Origin of the sequence: Alteromonas algae (assembly GCF_049117195.1) — a bacterium.
GTDB lineage: Bacteria > Pseudomonadota > Gammaproteobacteria > Enterobacterales > Alteromonadaceae > Alteromonas.
Genome location: NZ_CP185260.1, coordinates 2,201,463 through 2,223,763 on the forward strand (window position 1 = coordinate 2,201,463; position 22,301 = coordinate 2,223,763).

General features: G+C 44.4%; 20 protein-coding genes. 14 read left to right on the forward strand and 6 right to left on the reverse strand.

The features are described from left to right. Positions 1–86 precede the first annotated feature (86 nt). Both sppA and ACOJRU_RS09940 read left to right on the forward strand, forming a co-directional pair. Positions 87–1,952 (forward strand): signal peptide peptidase SppA, encoded by a 1,866-nt coding sequence (gene sppA, locus ACOJRU_RS09935; protein WP_421131593.1) that lies wholly within the window; start codon positions 87–89, stop codon positions 1,950–1,952. Between the two features lie 58 nt (positions 1,953–2,010). Then, positions 2,011–2,472 carry a SprT family zinc-dependent metalloprotease gene (locus ACOJRU_RS09940; RefSeq protein ID WP_421134749.1) on the forward strand — a complete coding sequence of 154 codons (462 nt, stop codon included), beginning with the start codon at positions 2,011–2,013 and terminating at the stop codon, positions 2,470–2,472. Here ACOJRU_RS09940 and yfbV read toward each other — a convergent pair. Beyond that, entirely contained in the window at positions 2,465–2,914 is a 450-nt protein-coding gene (gene yfbV, locus ACOJRU_RS09945; RefSeq protein WP_421131594.1) for a terminus macrodomain insulation protein YfbV, read from the reverse strand. The genes ACOJRU_RS09940 and yfbV overlap by 8 nt on opposite strands. A 355-nt stretch (positions 2,915–3,269) precedes the next feature. On the opposite strand from yfbV, the gene trxB reads away from it, so the two are divergent. The 4 genes from trxB (at position 3,270) to infA (ending at position 6,030) form a co-directional block, all read left to right on the forward strand. Beyond that, on the forward strand, positions 3,270–4,229 hold the full coding sequence (gene trxB / locus ACOJRU_RS09950) for a thioredoxin-disulfide reductase (protein ID WP_421131595.1): 960 nt from the start codon (positions 3,270–3,272) through the stop codon (positions 4,227–4,229). Between the two features lie 50 nt (positions 4,230–4,279). Continuing rightward, positions 4,280–5,026, forward strand: a complete 747-nt coding sequence (gene aat, locus ACOJRU_RS09955; protein ID WP_421131596.1) for a leucyl/phenylalanyl-tRNA--protein transferase — start codon at positions 4,280–4,282, stop codon at positions 5,024–5,026. Continuing rightward, positions 5,023–5,736: an arginyltransferase gene (locus ACOJRU_RS09960; protein ID WP_421131597.1), complete on the forward strand. Its 714-nt coding sequence runs from the start codon at positions 5,023–5,025 to the stop codon at positions 5,734–5,736. The genes aat and ACOJRU_RS09960 overlap by 4 nt, the downstream gene beginning before the upstream one ends. A gap of 75 nt (positions 5,737–5,811) precedes the next feature. Beyond that, entirely contained in the window at positions 5,812–6,030 is a 219-nt protein-coding gene (infA, locus tag ACOJRU_RS09965) for a translation initiation factor IF-1 (RefSeq protein ID WP_008844395.1), read from the forward strand. A 110-nt stretch (positions 6,031–6,140) separates the two neighbouring features. On the opposite strand, the gene clpA is transcribed toward infA, so the two are convergent. Next, the gene (gene clpA / locus ACOJRU_RS09970) at positions 6,141–8,408 is read right to left on the reverse strand and encodes an ATP-dependent Clp protease ATP-binding subunit ClpA (RefSeq protein ID WP_421131598.1); all 2,268 of its coding nucleotides are present in this window, start codon (positions 8,406–8,408) and stop codon (positions 6,141–6,143) included. Between the two features lie 24 nt (positions 8,409–8,432). Next, positions 8,433–8,753, reverse strand: coding sequence for an ATP-dependent Clp protease adapter ClpS (gene clpS / locus ACOJRU_RS09975; protein WP_421131599.1), 321 nt, complete (start codon positions 8,751–8,753; stop codon positions 8,433–8,435). 202 nt (positions 8,754–8,955) lie between these two features. On the opposite strand from clpS, the gene cspD reads away from it, so the two are divergent. Further along, positions 8,956–9,174 (forward strand): cold shock domain-containing protein CspD, encoded by a 219-nt coding sequence (gene cspD, locus ACOJRU_RS09980; RefSeq protein ID WP_421131600.1) that lies wholly within the window; start codon positions 8,956–8,958, stop codon positions 9,172–9,174. A gap of 225 nt (positions 9,175–9,399) precedes the next feature. Here the strand turns inward: cspD and ACOJRU_RS09985 are convergent, their stop codons facing one another. Next, positions 9,400–11,619 (reverse strand): NADP-dependent isocitrate dehydrogenase, encoded by a 2,220-nt coding sequence (locus ACOJRU_RS09985; RefSeq protein ID WP_421131601.1) that lies wholly within the window; start codon positions 11,617–11,619, stop codon positions 9,400–9,402. A gap of 349 nt (positions 11,620–11,968) precedes the next feature. Here ACOJRU_RS09985 and ACOJRU_RS09990 point away from each other — a divergent pair, with 349 nt between their 5' ends. The 7 genes from ACOJRU_RS09990 (at position 11,969) to ACOJRU_RS10020 (ending at position 18,772) form a co-directional block, all read left to right on the forward strand. Continuing rightward, a complete protein-coding gene (locus tag ACOJRU_RS09990) occupies positions 11,969–12,511 on the forward strand; it encodes an rRNA large subunit pseudouridine synthase E (protein WP_421131602.1) in 543 nt (180 codons plus the stop codon). A gap of 234 nt (positions 12,512–12,745) precedes the next feature. Beyond that, positions 12,746–13,855 (forward strand): tRNA 2-thiouridine(34) synthase MnmA, encoded by a 1,110-nt coding sequence (gene mnmA, locus ACOJRU_RS09995; protein WP_421131603.1) that lies wholly within the window; start codon positions 12,746–12,748, stop codon positions 13,853–13,855. Continuing rightward, positions 13,855–14,481, forward strand: coding sequence for a high frequency lysogenization protein HflD (gene hflD, locus ACOJRU_RS10000; protein WP_421131604.1), 627 nt, complete (start codon positions 13,855–13,857; stop codon positions 14,479–14,481). Before mnmA ends, hflD begins: the two co-directional genes overlap by 1 nt. Before the next feature lie 14 nt (positions 14,482–14,495). Continuing rightward, positions 14,496–15,863 (forward strand): adenylosuccinate lyase, encoded by a 1,368-nt coding sequence (purB, locus tag ACOJRU_RS10005; protein ID WP_421131605.1) that lies wholly within the window; start codon positions 14,496–14,498, stop codon positions 15,861–15,863. Between the two features lie 64 nt (positions 15,864–15,927). Continuing rightward, positions 15,928–17,118 carry an adenylate/guanylate cyclase domain-containing protein gene (locus ACOJRU_RS10010; protein ID WP_421131606.1) on the forward strand — a complete coding sequence of 397 codons (1,191 nt, stop codon included), beginning with the start codon at positions 15,928–15,930 and terminating at the stop codon, positions 17,116–17,118. 59 nt (positions 17,119–17,177) lie between these two features. Beyond that, positions 17,178–18,305 carry a JmjC domain-containing protein gene (locus ACOJRU_RS10015; protein ID WP_421131607.1) on the forward strand — a complete coding sequence of 376 codons (1,128 nt, stop codon included), beginning with the start codon at positions 17,178–17,180 and terminating at the stop codon, positions 18,303–18,305. Between the two features lie 8 nt (positions 18,306–18,313). Then, positions 18,314–18,772 (forward strand): GNAT family N-acetyltransferase, encoded by a 459-nt coding sequence (locus ACOJRU_RS10020; protein WP_421131608.1) that lies wholly within the window; start codon positions 18,314–18,316, stop codon positions 18,770–18,772. A 40-nt stretch (positions 18,773–18,812) separates the two neighbouring features. On the opposite strand, the gene ACOJRU_RS10025 is transcribed toward ACOJRU_RS10020, so the two are convergent. Further along, complete coding sequence (locus ACOJRU_RS10025) at positions 18,813–19,229, reverse strand: DUF4826 family protein (RefSeq protein WP_421131609.1); 417 nt, start codon at positions 19,227–19,229, stop codon at positions 18,813–18,815. Between the two features lie 12 nt (positions 19,230–19,241). Continuing rightward, positions 19,242–22,283 (reverse strand): FAD-binding and (Fe-S)-binding domain-containing protein, encoded by a 3,042-nt coding sequence (locus ACOJRU_RS10030; protein WP_421131610.1) that lies wholly within the window; start codon positions 22,281–22,283, stop codon positions 19,242–19,244. Positions 22,284–22,301: the final 18 nt, after the last annotated feature.

Genomic DNA, 22,301 nt, shown 5'->3' on the forward strand with positions numbered 1-22,301 from the left:
GCTTACAAAAATTTACAATTATGTTAGCGATATTATTTCAAATCGGTAACATACTAAGGGTATTCAAATTAAAGGTAATAATATTTATGGCTGCTAAGGGTAATTGGACTAAATCATTATTTATTGGTCTTTGGACGGTACTCAACTTCACCCGAAAGCTTTTCTTTAATGTTATTTTTCTTGCCATATTTGTTGGGCTAATCGTTGCCGTAACAAGTTCAGAAGACGAACAACTCACCGTAAATAGTGACAGTGCGCTATTGCTAACGCTCAATGGAAAATTGGTTATCGAGAAAGAAGCGGTAGACCCTTTCGAGCAATTTATGCAAGACGCATTAGGCTCGGAACCTGACAATCCAGAAGTGTTAGTGCGCGATGTCGTTAAAGTTATTGAGAATGCGCAGAATGACCGCCGAATTAAAGCCCTTGTGCTAGATTTGCAGGCGCTTACTGGCGGAGGGTTAGATAAACTGCGCGAAGTGGCAAAAGCAATTGATGAATTTAAAACGTCTGAAAAGCCGGTTTATGCTATTGGTGACTACTTTACTCAAGACCAATACTATCTTGCAGCACACGCCGATCATATTTATCTAAATCCGATGGGCTCGCTTCTTATCGAAGGTTATGGTCGCTACGGCATGTACTTCAAAGACATGCTAGACAAACTAAAGGTAACGACTCACATCTTCCGTGTAGGTACATACAAGTCTGCGGTAGAGCCTCTTATTCGTAACGATATGTCACCTGAAGCCAAAGCAGCCGAAAAACAGTGGCTAGACGGATACTGGGCACAATACAAAGCTGACGTTGCTGCCGCACGAGGTATTAGTGTTGATAATTTTGATGAAACACTTGATGGCCTGTTATCAAAATTCGAAGCCGCTGGGGGAGACTTTGCCCAGTATGCTCTGCAAAACAATTGGGTTGATGCCCTTAAAACGCGTGAAGAAGTACGCGCTGAACTGGTTGCTCTGGTTGGCGACGACAAAAACCAATTAGGCGTAAATATCACCAAATTTAACACGTACCTGAAAGTGGTAAATCCACCGATGCCGGTAGTAGATACTGACATGGACAAAGTAGCAATTGTCGTAGCAAAAGGCACCATTCTTAATGGCAACCAGAAAGCCGGGAATGTGGGCGGCGACAGCACTGCACGCTTACTACGCAAAGCGCGTTTGGATGATGATGTTAAAGCGGTTGTGCTTCAGATAGACTCGCCTGGTGGCAGTACGCTAGCGTCAGAAGTCATTCGTCAAGAAGTGCTTGAACTTAAAAAAGCAGGCAAGCCGGTGGTGTCTTCAATGAGCACGTACGCGGCGTCTGGCGGATATTGGATAGCCGCTAATACCGATAAAATCATCGCAAGCCCAAGTACAATAACAGGGTCTATTGGAGTGTTCGGTATGTTCATGACCTACGAAAACTCATTAAATTACCTTGGCGTAAACAGCGATGGCGTAGGTTCTACCGAACTAGCAGGTTTTTCGACTGTACGTCCCCTTGCCCCTGAATTCGGCCAAATCTTGCAGCGCAATGTTGAAACGACTTATCAAAATTTCCTCACGCTTGTCTCAACGGCACGAGGGATGGAAATTGACGCGGTAGACGACGTCGCTCAAGGACGCGTGTGGATTGGAACCGATGCGTTAGAACTCGGGTTGGTTGATGAGCTAGGCACACTGCAAAATGCGGTAACAGCAGCCGCTGAACTGGCGGAACTAGAAAACTACGACAGCTTTTATGTACAACGCACGTTAACGGCGCAAGAGATTTTTTGGAAAGAGTTTTTTGGTCAAGCATTCACCTTCGTAGGTAAATGGCAATTTGCACAAGCTGATGGCGCACTTATCTCAGAGTTTAAACGCGTGCTAAACGAGTTCAGTTTAGTCAATAAATTAAACGACCCTAAAGGCACGTATATACTTTGCCTTGAGTGTAAAGTTGATTAAGTAATTAACGGCATCTCTCATCGCAACATCTGATTTAAATAATGAACAGCATCAATTAATCACTGATGCTGTTCATTGCTACTACTTAACCGCCGAGCAGTTTTTCTCTCAACCGTTTGTACGACCAGCACTGACATTTCGTCGCTCAGGAAAAAATGCTGGAACCGCATTTTTGCAGCAAAATAGAATAAATTTGCACCCCACGTTATTTAAAGAAAACGCGGAAGCGTTTATTCGCACCGTGATCCCTCATGAAATTAGTCATCTATTAGTTTGGACCTTATACGGGCGCGTGAAACCACATGGCAAAGAGTGGCAAGCCGTTATGCAAAACGTGTTTAACCTTCACCCTTCTACGACACACCGTTTTGATGTAAGCAGCGTCACAACGGCCGGGTACGCTTACCACTGTGAGTGCAATACGCATAATTTAACGACTAGACGACATAATAAGATACTACGCGGTACTGAATACCGCTGCAGGGCGTGCGGGATAACACTGAAAAGAACCGTTATTTAAACCAATGCTGGGTAAAGGCGTTGTCGAGGTCATTGAACGCCGTTTTGAGTAGCGTAGCGAGTTCAGTGTACGTTGGTTTAGATTTAGCTGCTGCAATCTGGCACCCTTGTGAGCGCATTTTTGCATGAATATCTTGATACCACGAATTCAACTGAGGTGGTAACGACTGTTGAGAACGATGACCTAACCATAATAAGCCTTGAAGGGGCAAACTCAAGAAAAATGCACCAATTGCGATAGTCTGTGGAATATATCCCACTCCCATATTCTCGAGTAACAACGCGCACGCCAAAATTGCGGCTGGTGGCATTGTTTTTATCGCAAATTTTGTAGCAGACACGACGCGATTCTCTGGAAACAGACTATATAGTTCCTTACGTACAGGCCATGTTGCCATGTAGTCTTGCCCGCTTTTGAGCATTGACATTACAGACTGAGACATTACACACCTCGATAGTTAAATGTAGCCGTTTGTGTACTTACGCTGTTGCCAACAGATGCTGGCGTCGTTAATCCCAAATTGTAATACGACTAGACAGTAATACAAGTATACAAATAACTTAAGATCACCATCCGTTTGTAAAGTCGATGAATTATGTTTAATAATCGTTCGAAGTGACGACAAACTCGCATAACGTCAGTGACAACAGGCGTTCAAATAGGCATCATAGCCACTATCGTCGTTAAATATAACGTCAAGGCGCGTTGGCAGTTGAAAAACACTGTAACCGGCCTCACCTATCCGAATATCTTAGTTTTTGGCCCTTAATACATCAGGGCATACGTTGGAGAGTAAAATGGCAGAAAGCAGACACGTACGTCTTCTTATACTCGGTTCTGGCCCAGCAGGCTATTCTGCTGCTGTATATGCGGCACGCGCTAACCTACAACCGGTTCTATTAACGGGTATACAGCAAGGTGGTCAGCTTACCACGACAACCGAAGTTGAAAATTGGCCGGGCGATCCAGAAGGCCTTACCGGGCCAGACCTTATGGTACGCATGCAAAAGCATGCTGAAAAATTTGATACTGAAATCATTTTTGATCATATCAACAAAACAGACTTAACCAAACGACCTTACACACTTTATGGTGACAATGGCTCTTACACTTGTGATGCACTGATTATTGCAACGGGCGCATCTGCGAAATACTTAGGTATGGAGTCAGAACAAGCATTTATGGGTAAAGGTGTCTCTGCCTGTGCAACGTGTGACGGTTTTTTCTATAGAAATCAGAAAGTAGCGGTTGTAGGTGGTGGTAACACTGCGGTTGAAGAAGCATTATACTTGTCTAATATCGCATCTGAAGTCCACGTTATTCACCGTAGAGACACGTTCAGAAGCGAAAAAATTCTTGAGCAACGTCTTCGTGACAAAGCCGAAAACGGTAACGTCGTGCTTCATCTTAATAAGACACTCGATGAAGTGCTTGGCGATGAAATGGGTGTGACGAAAATACGTATCAAAGACACCGATGGCGATGCCACAGAAGAGCTTGATGTAATGGGTTTATTCATCGCTATCGGTCACAAGCCGAACACGGATATCTTTGACGGGCAACTTACCATGAAGGATGGCTATATCGTGGTAAACAGTGGGCTTCACGGCAATGCGACACAAACGAGTGTTGAAGGCGTATTCGCTGCAGGTGATGTGAGCGACCATATTTATCGTCAAGCAATAACCTCTGCGGGTACGGGTTGTATGGCAGCCTTAGACGCTGAGAAGTTCCTAGACGGCCTTGCGTCCGAGTAGGACGAACTTATCAGCGAGGTAGGCCCTAAACGTGTTTAGGGCCTTTTATTATGATCACATTGCCATTCTTAGAGGCCGATTCCCCCTTCCCTCCCGTGTCTAGCGCATTAGACGACCCAAACGGGTTGTTGGCATATGGTGCCGACTTAAGCCCGCACCGTTTGTTCAGCGCCTATAGTCAAGGTATTTTCCCGTGGTTTAGTGATGATGAACCTTTATTATGGTGGAGCCCAACCCCTCGAGCCATTATTACACTTGACGAATTCAATGCGTCAAAGAGCTTACGAAAACTTGTTAAAAAGCAGCGCTACGTAGTCACGTTAAACCATGCGTTTTCTGACGTAATCGAGGCATGCTCAACGATTCCAAGAACCAAGCAAAATGGTACCGATACTAGCACTGACACATGGATTACCGACGATATGATGTCGGCTTATATCAATATCCATAATCTAGGATTAGCCCACTCTGTTGAAGTTTGGAATGAAGATAACCTCGTGGGTGGCCTTTATGGTGTTGGCATTGGAAAGGTTTATTGTGGCGAATCTATGTTTCATCGCGAGCCCAATACCTCCAAACTAGCCATGTTTGCGTTAGTTAACCATATGAAACGTCACGATATGGCATTTATCGACTGCCAACTGCCGACTGATCACTTAGCAACAATGGGCGCAAAAGCGATTCCACGACACGAGTTTGTCTCGACATTACAAAAAAACAACCAAACGTTGGATGAATCGGGCAAGCTTAATAGCGACTATATCGCGCAATGGGAGCGTCAGGTGATTACACCATGAAGTTTGGTATCACTCAGTCATTTGACTGTAACTACTTACCCGGTAGGGACGAGCGTCTGTTAGTGTATGCTGAGTCTGACGAACAACAGGCAATACATTACAGCCAGCTTATTCAAGTAGGCTTTAGACGTAGCGGTGAGCAGATTTATCGTCCTCATTGTCAGTCATGCCACGCCTGTCAATCGGTGAGGATACCAGTAAAAACCTTTACGCCAACGAAAAGCCAAAAGCGAATAATTAAGCGCAATGCACATTTCACCACAGAGATATCGCAACAACCAAAAGAAACGTACTATCCGCTGTATGACGCTTATATCACTGAGAGGCATCAAGACGGCAGTATGTACCCTCCCAGCCGCGACCAATTTAATAGTTTTATTTTATGTCAGTGGAAAGCCCCTATTTTCATTGAAGCTTATGATGGAGACAAATTGATCGCAGTAGCCGTAACCGATGATATAGAGAACCAATCTCATCATGGCGCACTCTCTGCACTGTATACATTTTTTCATCCAGAGTACCACCAGCATTCGTTAGGAACGTGGATGATTCTAATGCAAATCGCTAAGGCGGAAGCGTTAGGGAAGCCATTTGTGTACTTAGGGTATTTTGTTGATGGCTGTCAAAAAATGTCTTATAAGCAGCAATTTTGTCCATTTGAGCAGTTTATTGGCGATCAATGGGTACGTTTTGATAAAAAACCTACTTAATTGCTTTACACTATAGGCAAGATTAGTTAAGGTCTGCGCGGCAAAATTTTTGAATTACTGAGGTAACTGCTTTACATGGCAAAAGAAGATTGTATTGAAATGGAAGGTACGGTACTAGATACCCTGCCTAACACTATGTTCCGCGTAGAACTTGAAAACGGTCACGTTGTGACAGCCCATATTTCTGGCAAGATGCGCAAGAACTACATCCGAATTCTTACTGGCGATAAGGTCACTGTTGAGATGACTCCTTACGACTTAACAAAAGGTCGTATCATTTATCGCGCCAGATAATGAGCCATTGAGCGGTCACGCAACAACTAAAAAGCCCGATTATTAATCGGGCTTTTTTAATGGTGAAACGCAGCGGCCTTGTTACAAGAACAAGGCCCACTTTTCGTTAACTAGGCTTCTTCTTTAACGGCATCCATCCCTTTTACCGTAAAGGCCAGTTTATTGTCGCCAAGCTCAACTTTCACCGAGCCGCCTTTTGTTAACTCGCCAAACAAGAGTTCATTCGCCAATTCTTTCTTCACTTCTTCTTTTATCAAGCGAGACATTGGACGCGCTCCCATCGCCTTGTCGTACCCTTTCTCAGCAAGATAAGCTCTGGCCTCAGGGGTAACCTCAAGCGATACGCTTTTAGCATCGAGTTGCGCTTGTAATTCAATAATAAACTTATCGACTACCTGTAAGATAATCTCTTCGTCTAAATGATTGAACCAAATGATGCCATCTAATCGGTTTCTAAACTCAGGCGTGAATATCTTATTAATTTCACTGAGTGCATCGAAACTGTGATCTTGTTGTTTAAACCCAATAGATTTACGCACGGTTTCTTGTACACCTGCGTTAGTAGTCATAACTAACACTACATTTCTAAAATCTACTTTACGACCATTGTTGTCTGTTAACGTGCCGTGGTCCATAACTTGTAGCAAGATGTTATAGATATCGCTGTGCGCTTTTTCTATTTCATCGAGTAACACGACAGAGTATGGGTTTTTAATAACAGCGTCGGTTAACAAACCACCTTGATCAAAGCCCACATAACCTGGAGGAGCACCGATTAAACGGCTCACCGCGTGACGCTCCATGTACTCTGACATATCGAAACGTACTAACTCAACGCCCATGATTTTTGCGAGTTGCTGAGTGACTTCGGTTTTACCCACACCCGTTGGACCTGCAAACAAGAAGTTACCAATGGGTTTTTCTTCTTGGCCTAATCCAGAGCGCGATAGCATAATGGCGTCGTTAAGCGTTTCAATCGCTTTGTCCTGACCGAACACTACCATCTTAAGGTTTCTGTCTAGGTTTTTAAGAACTTCTTTGTCAGACGCAGACACAGACTTCTCTGGAATACGCGCCATTTTAGAAATAATTTGTTCGATATCACCGACGTTAATTGTTTTCTTACGCTTTGATTGCGGAAGAAGACGCTGGCTAGCCCCTGCTTCATCCATCACGTCTATGGCTTTGTCTGGAAGATACCGCTCATTGATATACTTCGCAGAAAGTTCAGCCGCGGCCTGAATGGCTTTTTGCGTAAACCGCACATTGTGATGATCTTCATAGCGGCTTTTTAAGCCCAATAGAATTTTCGTGGTGTCGCTTACACTAGGTTCGGTAACATCAATTTTTTGGAAACGACGAGCAAGTGCACGGTCCTTCTCAAAAATACCTTGGTATTCTTGATACGTGGTAGACCCTATGCAACGCAGCTCTCCGCTTGATAGCTTTGGCTTGAGTAAGTTGGAAGCGTCCATCACGCCACCTGATGCAGCGCCTGCACCGATAATCGTATGGATTTCGTCGATAAACAAAATAGCATCTTCGTCTTTGCCCAGCTCTTTTAGTATCGCTTTAAGACGTTTCTCGAAATCACCTCGGTATTTAGTGCCAGCCAGTAATCCACCCAAATCGAGGGAGTACACCGTGCTGTTGGCAATAACGTCAGGAACATCATCATTGACGATACGATACGCCAACCCTTCGGCGATAGCCGTTTTGCCCACACCGGCCTCTCCAACAAGCAGAGGGTTGTTTTTACGGCGACGGCATAGTATCTGTATAGTTCGCTCTACTTCCGCGTCACGACCGATTAAGGGGTCTATCTTGCCCTCTTTGGCAGTCCTATTCAGGTTACTGGCATATTTACTTAACGCTGAGCCACCCTCTTCGCCTCCTTCCGCTTCTTCGACAGAGTCTGAATTAAGCGGTTCGTCGTCTTCTGATTTGCTTACTCCGTGGCTTATAAAGTTCACCACATCCAGTCGAGTAACGTCTGCTTTTTTGAGAATAAATACGGCTTGAGATTCTTGCTCACTAAATATTGCTACTAGCACGTTCGCGCCAGTGACCTCATCTTTACCGGAGGATTGCACATGAAAGACCGCTCGCTGAAGTACACGCTGAAACCCTAATGTAGGTTGCGTCTCACGTTCATTGAGTTGTTCATCTAAAATAAGTGGAGTCGTGTCTTTAACAAAAGAAAGCAGTTCGCTTTTTATCGCCTCAACATCTGCGCCGCACGCATTCAATGCCTCACGGGCAGCAGAGTTATCTAGCAACGCTAACAAAAGGTGCTCTACTGTCATAAATTCATGACGGTGCTCTCTTGCAAATACAAATGCGTTGTTCAGCGTTTGCTCTAATTCTTTATTTAACATATCGCTTGCCCTCTACAAAATACTTTATGCCTGTTCCGTCGTGCACATCAAAGGATGCTGATGCTTACGCGCGTACTGGTTAACTTGCATGACCTTTGTTTCGGCTATCTCTGCGGTGAAAATTCCGCATACCGCTTTACCTTGGTAATGAACAGTTAGCATAAGTTGATTGGCTTTTTCGGTATCCATATTGAAAAAATTCATAAGTACTTCAATGACAAAGTCCATTGGCGTGTAATCGTCATTGTTTAACAACACCTTGTACATAGGTGGTGGCTGCGGCTTTTGGCGCTGCCCTTCTTTTTGCTTTTCCTTATCAATACTAATAGCGTTGTCTTTACTCATAACTTAATAATAGTGTGTTAATGTCAAATGTGTTTCAAACTTTAAATAAAAAATTTATTTTCATTAGCGCTTGACATAATGTGGTTAAAAAATCTACATTTTAATTATGATGTTTTATCCATAAAGAAAAACGTCGCGATGCTCTCATATCTATTGTGGGGGCATAAACATGTGAGTTCAAGGATTAAGAGGAAGTCGGAGTATGGCGATTGGCAAAGTTAAATGGTTTAACAATGCAAAAGGGTTTGGATTTATTGTTCCAGAGGAAGGCGGAGAAGATATCTTCGCGCATTATTCCACGATTCAAATGGAAGGGTATCGCTCTTTAAAAGCAGGCCAGGAAGTAACTTACGAGGTACAGCAGGGACCAAAAGGGCTACACGCCGAAAACATTGGCTTTAAAGAAGAGCCAGAACGCTAGAAATAAATCTTTAAAGGTTTGGTCAACGTTACGTTGGCCGAACTTTCTTACCTGTAAAAATCCCGCATTACCAGCGATGGTTTCATCGCATAATTTCGAGTGCATTTTTTTCGCATTACAATGTTGTAATTATCTGTGTTTCTTAATTTATCCGCTTTGCCGATATCACGGAGCATTACGCATAAAAAAGCCCGAGCATTGCCCGGGCTTTTGTTATGACTTACGTTATGCAGATAAGATTGATGCTAACGTTTGGCTAGGTGCCATCGTCGCGCGCAACTTATCTTCATCTGGGTAGTAGTAACCACCAATATCTTGAGGCTGGCTTTGCGTAGCGTCAATCTCAGCAATAATTGCATCAATATTGGCAACAAGGGTGTCGTACACCGCTTTGAACTGCTCAGCAAGCGCTTTGTCTTCTGTTTGCTTAGACACTTCTTCTGCCCAATAAAGCGCTAGATGAACATGACTGCCTCGGTTGTCTAATTGTCCCGCTTTACGCAGCGGAGATTTACCGTTGTTAAGCAATGCTTCTGTTGCTTTATCAAGCGCAGTCGCAATAATCTTAGCTTTTGGGTTGTCATGCTTGATAGCAACATCTTCTAACGATACGGCTAACGCCAAGAATTCACCTAATGAATCCCAACGCAAATGCCCTTCTTCAACGAACTGTTGTACGTGCTTAGGCGCAGAACCACCCGCTCCCGTTTCATAAAGACCACCACCGGCCATTAGTGGAACGATAGATAGCATTTTTGCACTGGTACCTAGTTCTAATATCGGGAACAGATCAGTTAAGTAATCGCGAAGCACGTTACCAGTTACTGAAATAGTGTCTAGACCACGAATTGCACGTTCCATGCTGTATCGGATAGCGCGCACTGGCGACATTATCTGAATATCTAACCCTTCTGTGTCATGGTCTTTTAGGTATGTCTCTACTTTTTGAATAAGCTGAGCATCGTGCGCACGCTCATCGTCTAACCAAAACACTGCAGGCATACCAGATTGACGCGAACGTGTAACGGCAAGCTTAACCCAGTCTTGAATAGGTGCATCTTTCACCTGACACATACGCCAGATATCGCACTCTTCTACCTCGTGCTCAATAAGCACGTTTCCGTCTTGGTCGATAATTTGCACCGTACCATCGGCTTCAAGCTCAAACGTTTTATCGTGTGAACCGTATTCTTCTGCTTTTTGCGCCATTAGACCAACGTTAGGTACCGTACCCATTGTTGTTGGGTCGAATGCACCATGCGTCTTACAGAAGTTGATAACTTCTTGGTAAATGGTGGCGTAAGTACTTTCAGGGATAACCGCTTTCGTGTCATGCGCCTTTCCATCTGGTCCCCACATTTGACCAGAGTTACGGATCATTGCCGGCATAGATGCATCTACAATGACGTCACTCGGTACGTGAAGGTTAGAAATACCTTTGTCTGAGTTTACCATCGCCATCGGTGGGCGGTTGGCGTAGCACGCGTTGATGTCAGCTTGAATTTCTGAACGTTGGCTTTCTGGTAACGTGGCAATTTTGTCATAAACGCTGCCTAAACCGTTATTAGGGTTCACACCAAGTTCGTCGAACAATTTACCGTATTTATTGAAAAGCTCTTTATAGAACACTTTTACGCAGTGTCCAAATACGATGGGGTGAGACACCTTCATCATGGTCGCTTTTACGTGTAGTGAGAATAGAACGCCAGTGTTCTTCGCATCTTCAATTTGCTCCTCGAAGAACTCGCAAAGCGCCTTTTTACTCATAAACATGCCGTCGATCACTTCACCAGCAAGTAAATCTACACGAGGCTTCAGCGTTTTCTTACTGCCATCTTTACCTGTAAATTCAATGCTAACGTGACCGTCTTTTTCTACTGTTACTGACTTCTCGCCAGAGTAGAAGTCACCGCCGCGCATGTGCGCTACGTGTGAGCGAGATGCTTGAGACCATTCACCCATTGAATGTGGGTGCTTGCGTGCGTAGTTTTTAACGGCGGTCGGTGCGCGGCGATCAGAGTTACCTTCGCGCAGTACAGGGTTTACCGCACTGCCTAATACTTTTCCGTAACGCTCTCGGATATCTTTCTCTTCGTCAGTAGATGGCGCATCAGGGAACGCTGGAACGTTAAAACCTTTATCTTGAAGTTCTTTAATCGTCGCGCGAAGCTGGGGAATTGAGGCACTGATGTTCGGAAGCTTAATGATATTAACGTTTGGATCTTGCGTTAATGCACCGAGTTCTGCCAACGCATCTGATACTTTTTGCTCTTCAGTTAAGAAATCCGGGAACGTTGCAAGCACACGAGCAGCAAGTGAAATGTCACTTAACTCAACCTCGATACCTGCAGCACCCGCAAACTTTTCTATTATCGGAAGCAACGAGTATGTCGCCAGCATTGGCGCTTCATCAGTCTTTGTATAGATGATCTTAGACTTGGTCATTATATACCTCAATGTTGTCGGTAACGCTTTACCGTTTATTTAGTCCGTTACTACGCCCCACGCTATAAAACCGGTGAACCCAAAAGCATGGAACGACATGAATTTTCCCACTCTGTGTGCGCACAGAGATATTTATAATTTTATTCACTGCGCAACCGTTTAACGAGTGTGCGTAGAAAACAACGCGCAAATTTTTTGCAGCGCCCAATAGTATAGGGTCGAAATGTTCAGTTACAAGTCATACCATTGTCTTAACCGATAAGATCACAGGAATTCGCGAATAAACGACGTAAAGTTATCGTTGTGATAAACTCGCCCATGTTGTTTTCAAATCATGTTCAAGTTGTCTATGCAAAAAAAATCACGTGTTGTGCTATTTAATAAACCTTTCCAAGTGCTTTCTCAGTTCACCGACGCTGATGGCAGAGAAACGCTTAAAGACTATATTAATGTGCCAGATGTTTATGCAGCAGGAAGATTAGACAGAGATTCAGAAGGTCTTCTGGTGTTAACTGACGATGGTAAGCTGCAGCATAAACTTGCTCACCCCAAAGCAAAAACAAGCAAGACCTACTGGGTACAAGTTGAGGGCGTGCCTGACAACGCTTCTATAGAACAACTTTGCAAGGGCGTAACGTTAAAAGACGGACTAACAAAACCCGCTAAAGTTACGCGAATGGATGCCCCTGACCTATGGGAGCGCAATCCTCCGGTTCGGTTTAGACAGTCTATACCCACCAGTTGGTTGTCTATTACCATAACCGAAGGACGTAACCGACAGGTACGCAGGATGACGGCACATGTAGGTTATCCCACATTGCGTTTAGTTCGATATCGCGTAGGTAACTGGACATTAGATGGCATCGACAACGGTAAATACGTTGTCATCTGATAAACGCAACGCCTTAATAACGAGAAATTGTCGCAGTTTGTTATGGCTTAGAAGGTTTTCGTGTAAGTAATGCTTACAGTAAAAGCTAGAGGAAACGTAAGAAGCCTTTGTAATCTATGTGCTTTCAGCTGATAAACAATATTTCTGTGTCCGCGTTGAAATGTGTGAATTACGTTCATTTATCTGATAAAATCCGCCGCCTAATTTTAACCAACAGAAAGTGTAATTCACGTCGTGACTGAAATTGAATCAAACGCTAGCAAAAAAGTAATCGTCGGAATGTCTGGCGGTGTCGACTCGTCTGTCTCTGCTTACCTACTGCTTCAACAAGGCTATCAAGTAGAAGGCCTGTTCATGAAGAATTGGGAAGAAGACGATAACGATGAGTACTGTGCGGCAGCAGAAGATTTAAAAGATGCACAAGCGGTCGCTGACAAGCTAGGTATTGAATTACACACCATCAATTTTGCTGCTGAATATTGGGACAACGTATTCGAGTATTTTCTTGAAGAATACAAAGCCGGTAGAACGCCAAACCCTGACATCATGTGTAACAAAGAAATCAAATTTAAGGCATTTCTTGAGTTTGCAGCAGAAGATTTAGGCGCTGATTATATTGCAACCGGTCATTATGTTCGTCGTCGTGAGAAAAACGGCAAGTGGCAAATGCTGCGCGGGCTAGATGGTAATAAAGACCAAAGCTATTTTCTATATACCCTCGGCGAAGAACACGTGGCCAAAACGCTGTTTCCCGTCGGTGATATTGAAAAGCCGCTAGTGCGTAAAATTGCTGAAGAGCAAGATTTAATCACCCATGATAAAAAAGACTCAACAGGCATTTGTTTTATCGGTGAAAGAAAGTTCAAAGACTTTTTAGCGCGCTACTTACCCGCCCAACCCGGTGTTATCGAAACCGCTGAAGGCGAAGAAATTGGCACCCATGAAGGTCTTATGTACCATACATTAGGGCAGCGTAAAGGCCTACATATTGGTGGGTTGGCCGACTATGGTGACGACCCTTGGTATGTGGTCGATAAAGACGTGGCGCGCAATGTATTAATTGTTGGCCAAGGCGCAGACCACCCTCGCCTTTACTCTAACGGGTTAGTGGCTAAACAGCTTCATTGGGTAGACCGCAACCCAATTACTGAGACAACGCGTGCCGTTGTAAAAACGCGCTATCGTCAGTCTGATATACCGTGCACCATCACCCCAATTGACAATGACACGATAGAGGTTGTTTTTGACGAACCGCAAAAAGCGGTGACCCCGGGACAGTCTGCCGTGTTTTATCGTGAAGAGGTGTGTTTAGGTGGCGGTATTATTGAGAGTTATATTCGCTAATGCTAGATGTAGATATTGAAAACAACTTAGCGCTAGCCGGGGTTGCGCAGGCCGCTGCTCTGGTTCAGCAAATTGCGCGTAAGGGCGTAGCAAACGACGAATACGTCGAGGCCAGCCTATCAAGTATTCTGGTCACTGAACCCGAGACACCGCAACAAGTTTTTGGGAAACTGAGTAACCTGTCGTTAGGCTATACTACGCTGGTTGCCCAACTTTCCGATAAACAAGCAACGAAAGACACCGAAATCACTCGTTATATAGCAAGTATTTTAGGGTTAGAAAGAAAGCTAAGCCGAAAAAGTAAAGCAATGAATGAACTGGGCGATCGCATTTCTCACGTGCAGCGACAGCTCGCGCATGTAGATTTTGAAAACCCACAGGTCGTTTCATCGCTCGCAAGTATATACAGTGATATTGTCAGCCCTCTTGCCCCACGTATTCAAGTGGCAGGTAATCCTGATTACTTGAGCCAACCCGCAACGCAGCGAAAAGTACGAGCCCTTTTACTGGCCGGCGTTCGTTCAGCGGTAATGTGGCGACAAATGGGTGGTAAACGACGCAATATTTTATTTAGACGAAAGCAAATTTTGAATAGTGCTGTAAAGGCGCTTAGGTTGATAAACTAGTTGAGGAGCTTAAGGTGGAACTGAGTCAGTTAACTGCAATTTCCCCTGTTGATGGTCGGTATGCTGGGAAGAGCGTTGAATTACGTAGTATTTTTAGTGAATTCGGCTTATTAAAATACCGTGTTGTTGTAGAAGTAAGATGGCTGCAAATGCTATCGAGCAACCCGCACATTAAAGAAGTTCCTGCATTTTCGGAACCCTCGAATACGCTGTTAAATAACATCGTTTCAGAGTTTTCTCTAGACGATGCAATGCGTATTAAAGAAATTGAGCGTACTACCAATCACGATGTAAAAGCGGTTGAGTATTTCCTCAAAGAGAAAGTTGCAAGCAATAGTGAGTTGTCTGCCGTAAATGAGTTTATTCATTTTGCGTGTACATCGGAAGATATCAATAACTTATCTCATGGCCTCATGTTAACTGAAGCCCGAGATACCGTTTTGTTACCGTACTGCGACAAACTTATCGATGCATTGGTTACGTTAGCCAAGTCTTATCAACATATACCGATGATGGCCAGAACACATGGTCAGCCTGCGTCTCCTACCACGATGGGCAAAGAGATGGCAAACGTTGCGATGCGTTTAAAACGTCAACGTAGCCAAATTGCCGCTGTTGAAATACTAGGTAAAATCAACGGCGCTGTAGGTAACTACAATGCGCATTTATCTGCTTATCCAGACGTTGATTGGCATGACGTATCAGAAACATTCGTGAGCTCGCTAGGACTCACTTGGAATCCTTTCACCACGCAAATAGAGCCCCACGATTATATCGCTGAACTTTTTGATGCGGTTGCTCGGTTCAATACCATTCTTATCGATTTTGATCGTGATGTCTGGGGCTACATTGCATTGGGCCATTTCAAGCAAAGAACCGTTGCGGGTGAAATTGGTTCATCGACAATGCCTCATAAAGTTAACCCTATTGATTTTGAGAACTCTGAAGGCAACTTAGGACTGGCAAATGCCATGTTCAACCACTTGTCTACTAAGCTGCCTGTGTCTCGTTGGCAACGTGATCTCACTGACTCTACGGTACTAAGAAACCTAGGTGTTGGCGTGGGCTACTCAGTGATTGCATATCAAGCAACACTGAAAGGCATCAGCAAACTAGAAGTGAATGAACAAAGCTTACTCGATGAGTTGAACAATAATTGGGAGCTGCTGGCAGAACCTATTCAGACAGTGATGCGTCGTTATGGCATCGAAAAACCGTATGAGAAGCTTAAAGAGCTAACCCGCGGTAAAAAGGTTAATGCAGAGATTATCGCAGAATTCATCGATAATCTTGAATTACCTGACGCTGCCAAAACAGAAATGAAGGCATTAACACCAGCTAACTATATTGGTGATGCAATCAGGCTAGTCGATCAGTTATAACCGGCGACGAACCTTTCTATTATAAAAGCGCGGTATAACCGCGCTTTTTTATGGAAGGGTGAAAATGATTTCAAGCCAATACACCAGTACAACATTACTCAAAAAACTAAGCCTCACTTTTCTTATCTGCTTAGTGTTGCAATTACCTTTGTCTGTTTATCACCCCACACCTACCACTATCCAATTAACGCTTCTCACGCATATTCTATTCGCAGCAATTACCTATTACTTAGCCGTCACAAAGCATGTCGAGCGTGCAAGAGCCCTATTATTGTTGAGTTGTTTGTCATACCTAACCCTCGCCGCGATTGCGTGGCCTACTGATACTTACATCCAACATTTTCTCTTAGTCGGTGCAGTAGGTTGTGCATTTTTATTCAAGCATGACGAAAAAAAGCAACGGGCGGCTTGGCTTAGTACGTTTACTTTTATGTTCTGTCTTATCGACTTAACGCTAAGCTTTTCATTGCCTCCTGCAGAGCAAACTATACGCCAAGCAAATTGTATTACATTATCGGTGGCAGTCATTTGTATTGGGGCGGTAATACAAAGGCATTTTTACGCGCGCTCGGTCTTATTTAAAACGCAGTATGAAGACGTAAAACGCGCGTTACATAATGTCATTCCCGCTTGTGCTGCAACCTTTTCATATGACTTCTCGACGCGCAAAGATATTAACAATGCGAGCGTTATTTTTACTGACCTTTGCGGATACCAGTCTTTCACGAAAGACAGCGAAGCACACGACGCCTTTAAAGCCATAGATAGCTACTACCGTATTATGGATGACCTCGCACATGAGCTTAACGTGTGGCCGCTGAAGACTAATGGTGACCAATACATTGCACTGGCGGTCGCTGAGGTTGATGAAAAGGACGAGAGAGCGACAACGTTAAAAATAGCGTCAAAAAGTGTGGTTTATGCCATAAGATTGCTGAACGGCATATCTGAATACAAGAAAGACAATCCAAGTTTTACTTGCGGCATTCGTATTGGTATCGCTACTGGCACCGTTACCGCTGGTATGCCCGAGCGACGCCATGGTACCTTTGATATTTGGGGCGACACCGTTAATAAAGCAGCAATGCTTGAACAGTACAGTAATAAAAATTGCCTGACGATATGCACAGATACACATGAGCATTTACCACCATCATTCCAACACTACTTTTCATCAACATGCTGTGCGACAAAAGTTGGTAGCATTGCCGCATTCACGTTAAGCGAGTCAACGCTGAGCGGCATAACATCGTAATTGCGACTAGTATCAATGGGCGTGATGAAAGATAATGCGCGCACTATACTGGAGGGCATATGCAAACATTCGATATCAACGACTTTTTACAACATTACTGGCAACAGAAGCCAGTAATACTTCGGGGCTTTTTTTCTCAATTCAACGACCCTATCGATGAGCATGATTTAGCAGGCTTGGCGCAAGAAGAAGATATTGATAGCAGAATTATAAGCAACAACAGCGGTAACTGGAACGTCACACAGGGCCCTATTACGAATTTTGAAGACGCATGCAAAGGCAAATGGACATTATTGGTTCAAGGCGTCGACAGGTATATTCAAGACGTGACGGCTTTAATTGCACCGTTTTCGTTTATTCCAAACTGGCGACTTGACGACCTCATGGTGAGTTTTGCTAATAAAGGTGCGGGGGTTGGCGCCCATATTGATCAATACGATGTTTTCCTTGTGCAAGGAAAAGGCAAGCGCAGGTGGCAAGTGGGAAACCCAGGAAATTATAACGAGGTTTTTCCTCACCCATCTCTTCGTCAGATAGAAGCCTTCGTTCCGATTATTGATGAAGTGTTATTACCCGGTGATGTGTTATATATCCCTCCGGGTTGGCCGCACGACGGGAAAGCACTAGAAGATTGCATGACGTATAGTGTCGGATTCCGTGCGCCAGAGGCCTTGCAGCTTGCAGAGAGCCTTGCCATGATGCTTGAGTGTTCTGTGAAAAACACTCGCTTTTCTGACCCTAAACGCCCTGCTTGTGATACACCCGCCAATGTCACAGTAGATGATATTAAAGCACTTAAAAAACAGCTTATTCACACTATTGAAAGCCAAGAGTTTACGCAAGCCTTAATGGCATCAGTCAGCGAGCAAGGTATTCCTGAATTTCCCATAGAGCCTCCTTTCAGTGTTGAAGAGGTCGCAAATGAGATTGCAGCCGGTGCGAGCACTCGCCCAGCCCCTGGAATTAAGCCTCTGATTTTATTGCAAGGTGAGGAAAGCCAAGTCAATGCACTTTACGTGAATGGAGAACAGTTTTTATTTAATGATGAAGATAAGCCTAGCTATCTAGCGCTTGGCGAGGGAACCCTGCTAAACGCTGTCTCGCTTCCCGATTCTCCATCATTTGCCTTTTATGAAACGTTAACTACACTTATTAATAATGGTTATTGGGAGTGGGTCGAGGAATAAAACTTATTATGTCATTTACGGTACGTAGTGCAGATTGGAGCGACGACAGTAATACGCTTATGGCATTAAGAAAGCGCGTTTTTGTTTTAGAATGGCGCGTACCAGAACATAAAGAATTCGACGAAGCCGACCTTGATGCATTTCACGTTCTAATAGTAGATGATAACAACAGCCCTATTGCCACAGCAAGATTGACACGCTGTGGCATACTAGGAAGAATAGCAGTAAAGCAAGGGTATCGATGCCTTGCAATCTATCGCACTATTTTTTCAACACTGCTTGAAACAGCGAAGCGAGAAGCAGTCCCGGTTGTAAAGGTAGCATGTAATTTAGACAGCGTACCCTATCATCAAAGCCTTGGGTTTCGTCCCGCAGGTCAGGTGTTTATGGATGCTGGCGTACCGCGACAGCAAATGCAGTGTGGTGCAGAACGCTTTCCTCTACCCGATGTCACTCAGATTCATTGAGTAATTACGCTCTCCTCGCTACAAACAATAATTACCGTTCTTAGCCCCAAAGCTGTTGTGCATTTTGCATAGCAAACAAGCTCTCTGCGCGGTTTTGTAATAACTCGGCATATTCTTTTTGTGTTGCATCATCCCCTGCTGCCTGAAGAAGATTCTCTGCTTTTAACTGCCATGTCATACCGAAATGACGAAGTACTTCTTTCACATTCGCTGCATTTTCAAGCGCAGTATAGTCACTCGGCAAATCACCACTGATAGCCCAGTAGAACGCACCATCTATGGCTTTAATTTTCCATACGGCCAAGTATGGCGCAAGGTAACGGCTTTCATCAGTCACTACTGATTCAAATAACACACCGTTTTCAGCTAAATGCTTATTTGCTTTTTGAAATTGTATACGCGCCCACTCTGCTTGTTGAGCTTGTGTGAGTTGTGGTTGCTGTGCTTGTTCTGTCATTTTGATTTTTCTCTAATTATTGTCCACTGCAGCTAAAAGTAACTGCAGTGGATGACGAGGTTTAAACTTCTCGATTCTAGCTACCTGACTTCTACAAGAGTAGCCCGTTGCCATAATAGCGTCTTGTGGGTACGCTTTTACAGCGGCTTCCCAACTTAGGCCATAAATAGCCAAAGACTTTTCTTTTTGATCTGCTTCATGTCCGTACGTTCCAGCCATACCGCAACAACCAACGGCAACCAGATCTACAGGCTGCCCTACTTTACTAAATATCGTCTGCCATTGCTTTTCAGAGGCTGGTAATGCCGTTTTCTCTGAACAGTGACTTAGTAACGCGAGCGCTTTGGTAGACGGTGTTGTTGCTGCCTGCTCCCATGTGGTATCGGGTACGCCAAGTAGCCATTCGTGTACTGTGTTGACAAAAAAGTCACCACGCTGAGAACCTAGGGTTTTAGTATATTCATCGCGGTAACAAAGTACTAGCGACGCATCTACACCCACCATCGGAATTGATAAAGAGGCAACTTCATTCAAAAATGCAGCCGTGTCGGTAGCCGTTTTAGCAAAACGTGCTAAAAACCCTTTAACGTGTTCAGGTTTACCATTTGGCTTAAAGGGCAGCAGTATTGGGTTATAGCCAAGCTGTGTACACAACGAAACGAAATCTTCTACCACCGAAGCATCATAGAAACTGGTGAACGGGTCTTGAACAATAAGTACTGTTTTAGAACGTTCAGTATCATTCAACGATGCCAATGCATCATAGTCGTAGTGCGTGACGTTTTTGTCCAAACGCTTTTTAAGTGATGGCGACGACAATAACGGTGTATCAACGTACCCTACCGTTTTTTCTATCGCGCTTTGCATCCAGCGGCGATGTAAAAACATGTTAACGAACGTAGGCACAGAAGCCATTAAGGGCGCCATACGCTCGATATTAGCAACCAAATGGTCTTTCATGGGGCGCATATAGCGCTGGTAATAAATTGATAAAAACGTAGATCTAAACTCGGGTACGTCTACCTTCACAGGGCATTGGCTTGAACATGACTTACAAGCCAAGCAACCGTTCATGGCCTCAAGCACCTCGTGAGAAAAATCTTCTTCGCTACTACGAGAGTTCTTAAACCGTTGCCAAAGCGAGGTTTTAAATTGCTCAGCACGCAGCGACGTGCTGTCAACGCCCTCTTTTGCTAATAGCCTAATCCATTCTCGTATTAGCCCGGCGCGACCTTTGGGGCTGTGTCGCCTATCGCGCGTAACTTTGCTCGAAGGGCACATTGGTGATGTCGTTTCATAGTTAAAACACAATCCATTGCCATTGCACGACATCGCAGGCGCAAATGCGTCTTTGAACGCCACAGGGATCGTACGGTCATACGTTGCCCGTTTGGTATCGCTCACTTTCACTAAGGTGTCTGAAGAGTCAAGCGGTGTACATATCTTCCCTGGATTCATCTTATTATGAGGGTCGAACGCACTTTTTATTTTACGTAATTCTTTAAATAACATGTCGCCAAAAAACGCTGGGCCATATTCACTTCTGTACCCTTTGCCGTGCTCGCCCCACATTAGCCCGCCATATTTAGCCACCAGCGCTACCACTTCATCGGAAATCTGATGCATGAGTTTTTCTTGCTCCGGATCACACAAGTCAAGAGCTGGCCTAACATGTAATACGCCTGCATCTACATGCCCAAACATGCCATAGTGCAATCCGTGAGTGTCGAGCAATGCTCTAAACTCCAGAATAAAATCCGCTAGGTTTTCAGGGGGAACGGCAGTGTCTTCTGCAAATGCAATTGGCTTCTGTGCGCCTTCGGTTTTCCCTAATAAACCCACCGCCTTTTTACGCATTGCGTATATTTTACCGATATCCGCTTTGCTGAACGTAACCTGGTAACCAATTACACCGTTGGTTCCGTTTTTTGCATCTTGTGTCAACTCTTCTTCGAGACGAGCAATCCTTTCTTTTATGCTCTGTTCGTCATTACTGTTGTACTCCACCATATTCAGCCCAAGCATCTCTTTATGGGGAATGTCGGTAATGAGCTCAGAAATGGAATGCCAAATAATATCTGTTTTCGCCAAATTCAGTACGGTCGAGTCTACCGTTTCGACCGACGTTGCACTTGCCGCCACCATCGCTGGCGCATGCCTTAAGGCTGATTCGAAAGAATCATACTTAATATTCACTAATGCTTTGTGCGTAGCAATGGGGGTAAGCGATAATGTGGCTTCCGCAACCATCGCTAACGACCCCTCAGAGCCCGTAATCAACCTGCTAACGTCTATTTTCTTCTCATCAGCGTTGTAAGCGTGCTCTAGGTCATAGCCAGTTAGAAAACGATTAAGGCGCGGGAACTTTTCGATAATATCATTTCGTTTTTCAACGCAGGTCGCAATAACCTGACGCAAAATTCGAGAATAGGTATCACTTCCACGCGATTGTTGCTGTGCCTCTTCTAGGCTTAACGGCGTCGTATTAATCACTTCGCCATTCGCCAATACCGACGTTAACCCTAAAACGTGGTCACTCGTTTTACCATATACTAGCGATCCCTGCCCCGATGCATCGGTATTTATCATGCCACCAACCGTTGCACGGTTACTTGTTGAAAGGTCGGGAGAAAAGAAATACCCGTGAGGACGCAACGCATCATTAAGCGCATCTTTCACCACACCGGCTTGAACACGAACCCACTGTTCTTCGACATTAATTTCGAGTACTTGGTTCATATGGCGCGACAGGTCTACTACAATACCGTCGGTTAAACTTTGACCATTAGTACCGGTACCACCACCTCGCGCTGAAAACTTAACAAGGGGATGCCTATTGACGAGCTCACCAATAGTGGCAAGGTCTCTCACGTTTCTAGGAAACAGTACGGCTTGTGGAAGTTTTTGATAGACCGAGTTGTCGGTAGCAACAGCCAATCGACTGGCATAGCTATATTCAATATCACCTGAAAAGCCAGACTCAGCAAGTTGGTCTAGATACTGTTGATAATGTTCAGAAAGACTCTGTTGGGGCGCGACGCGTGGAAGACTCAATGCAATACAACCTTCGAA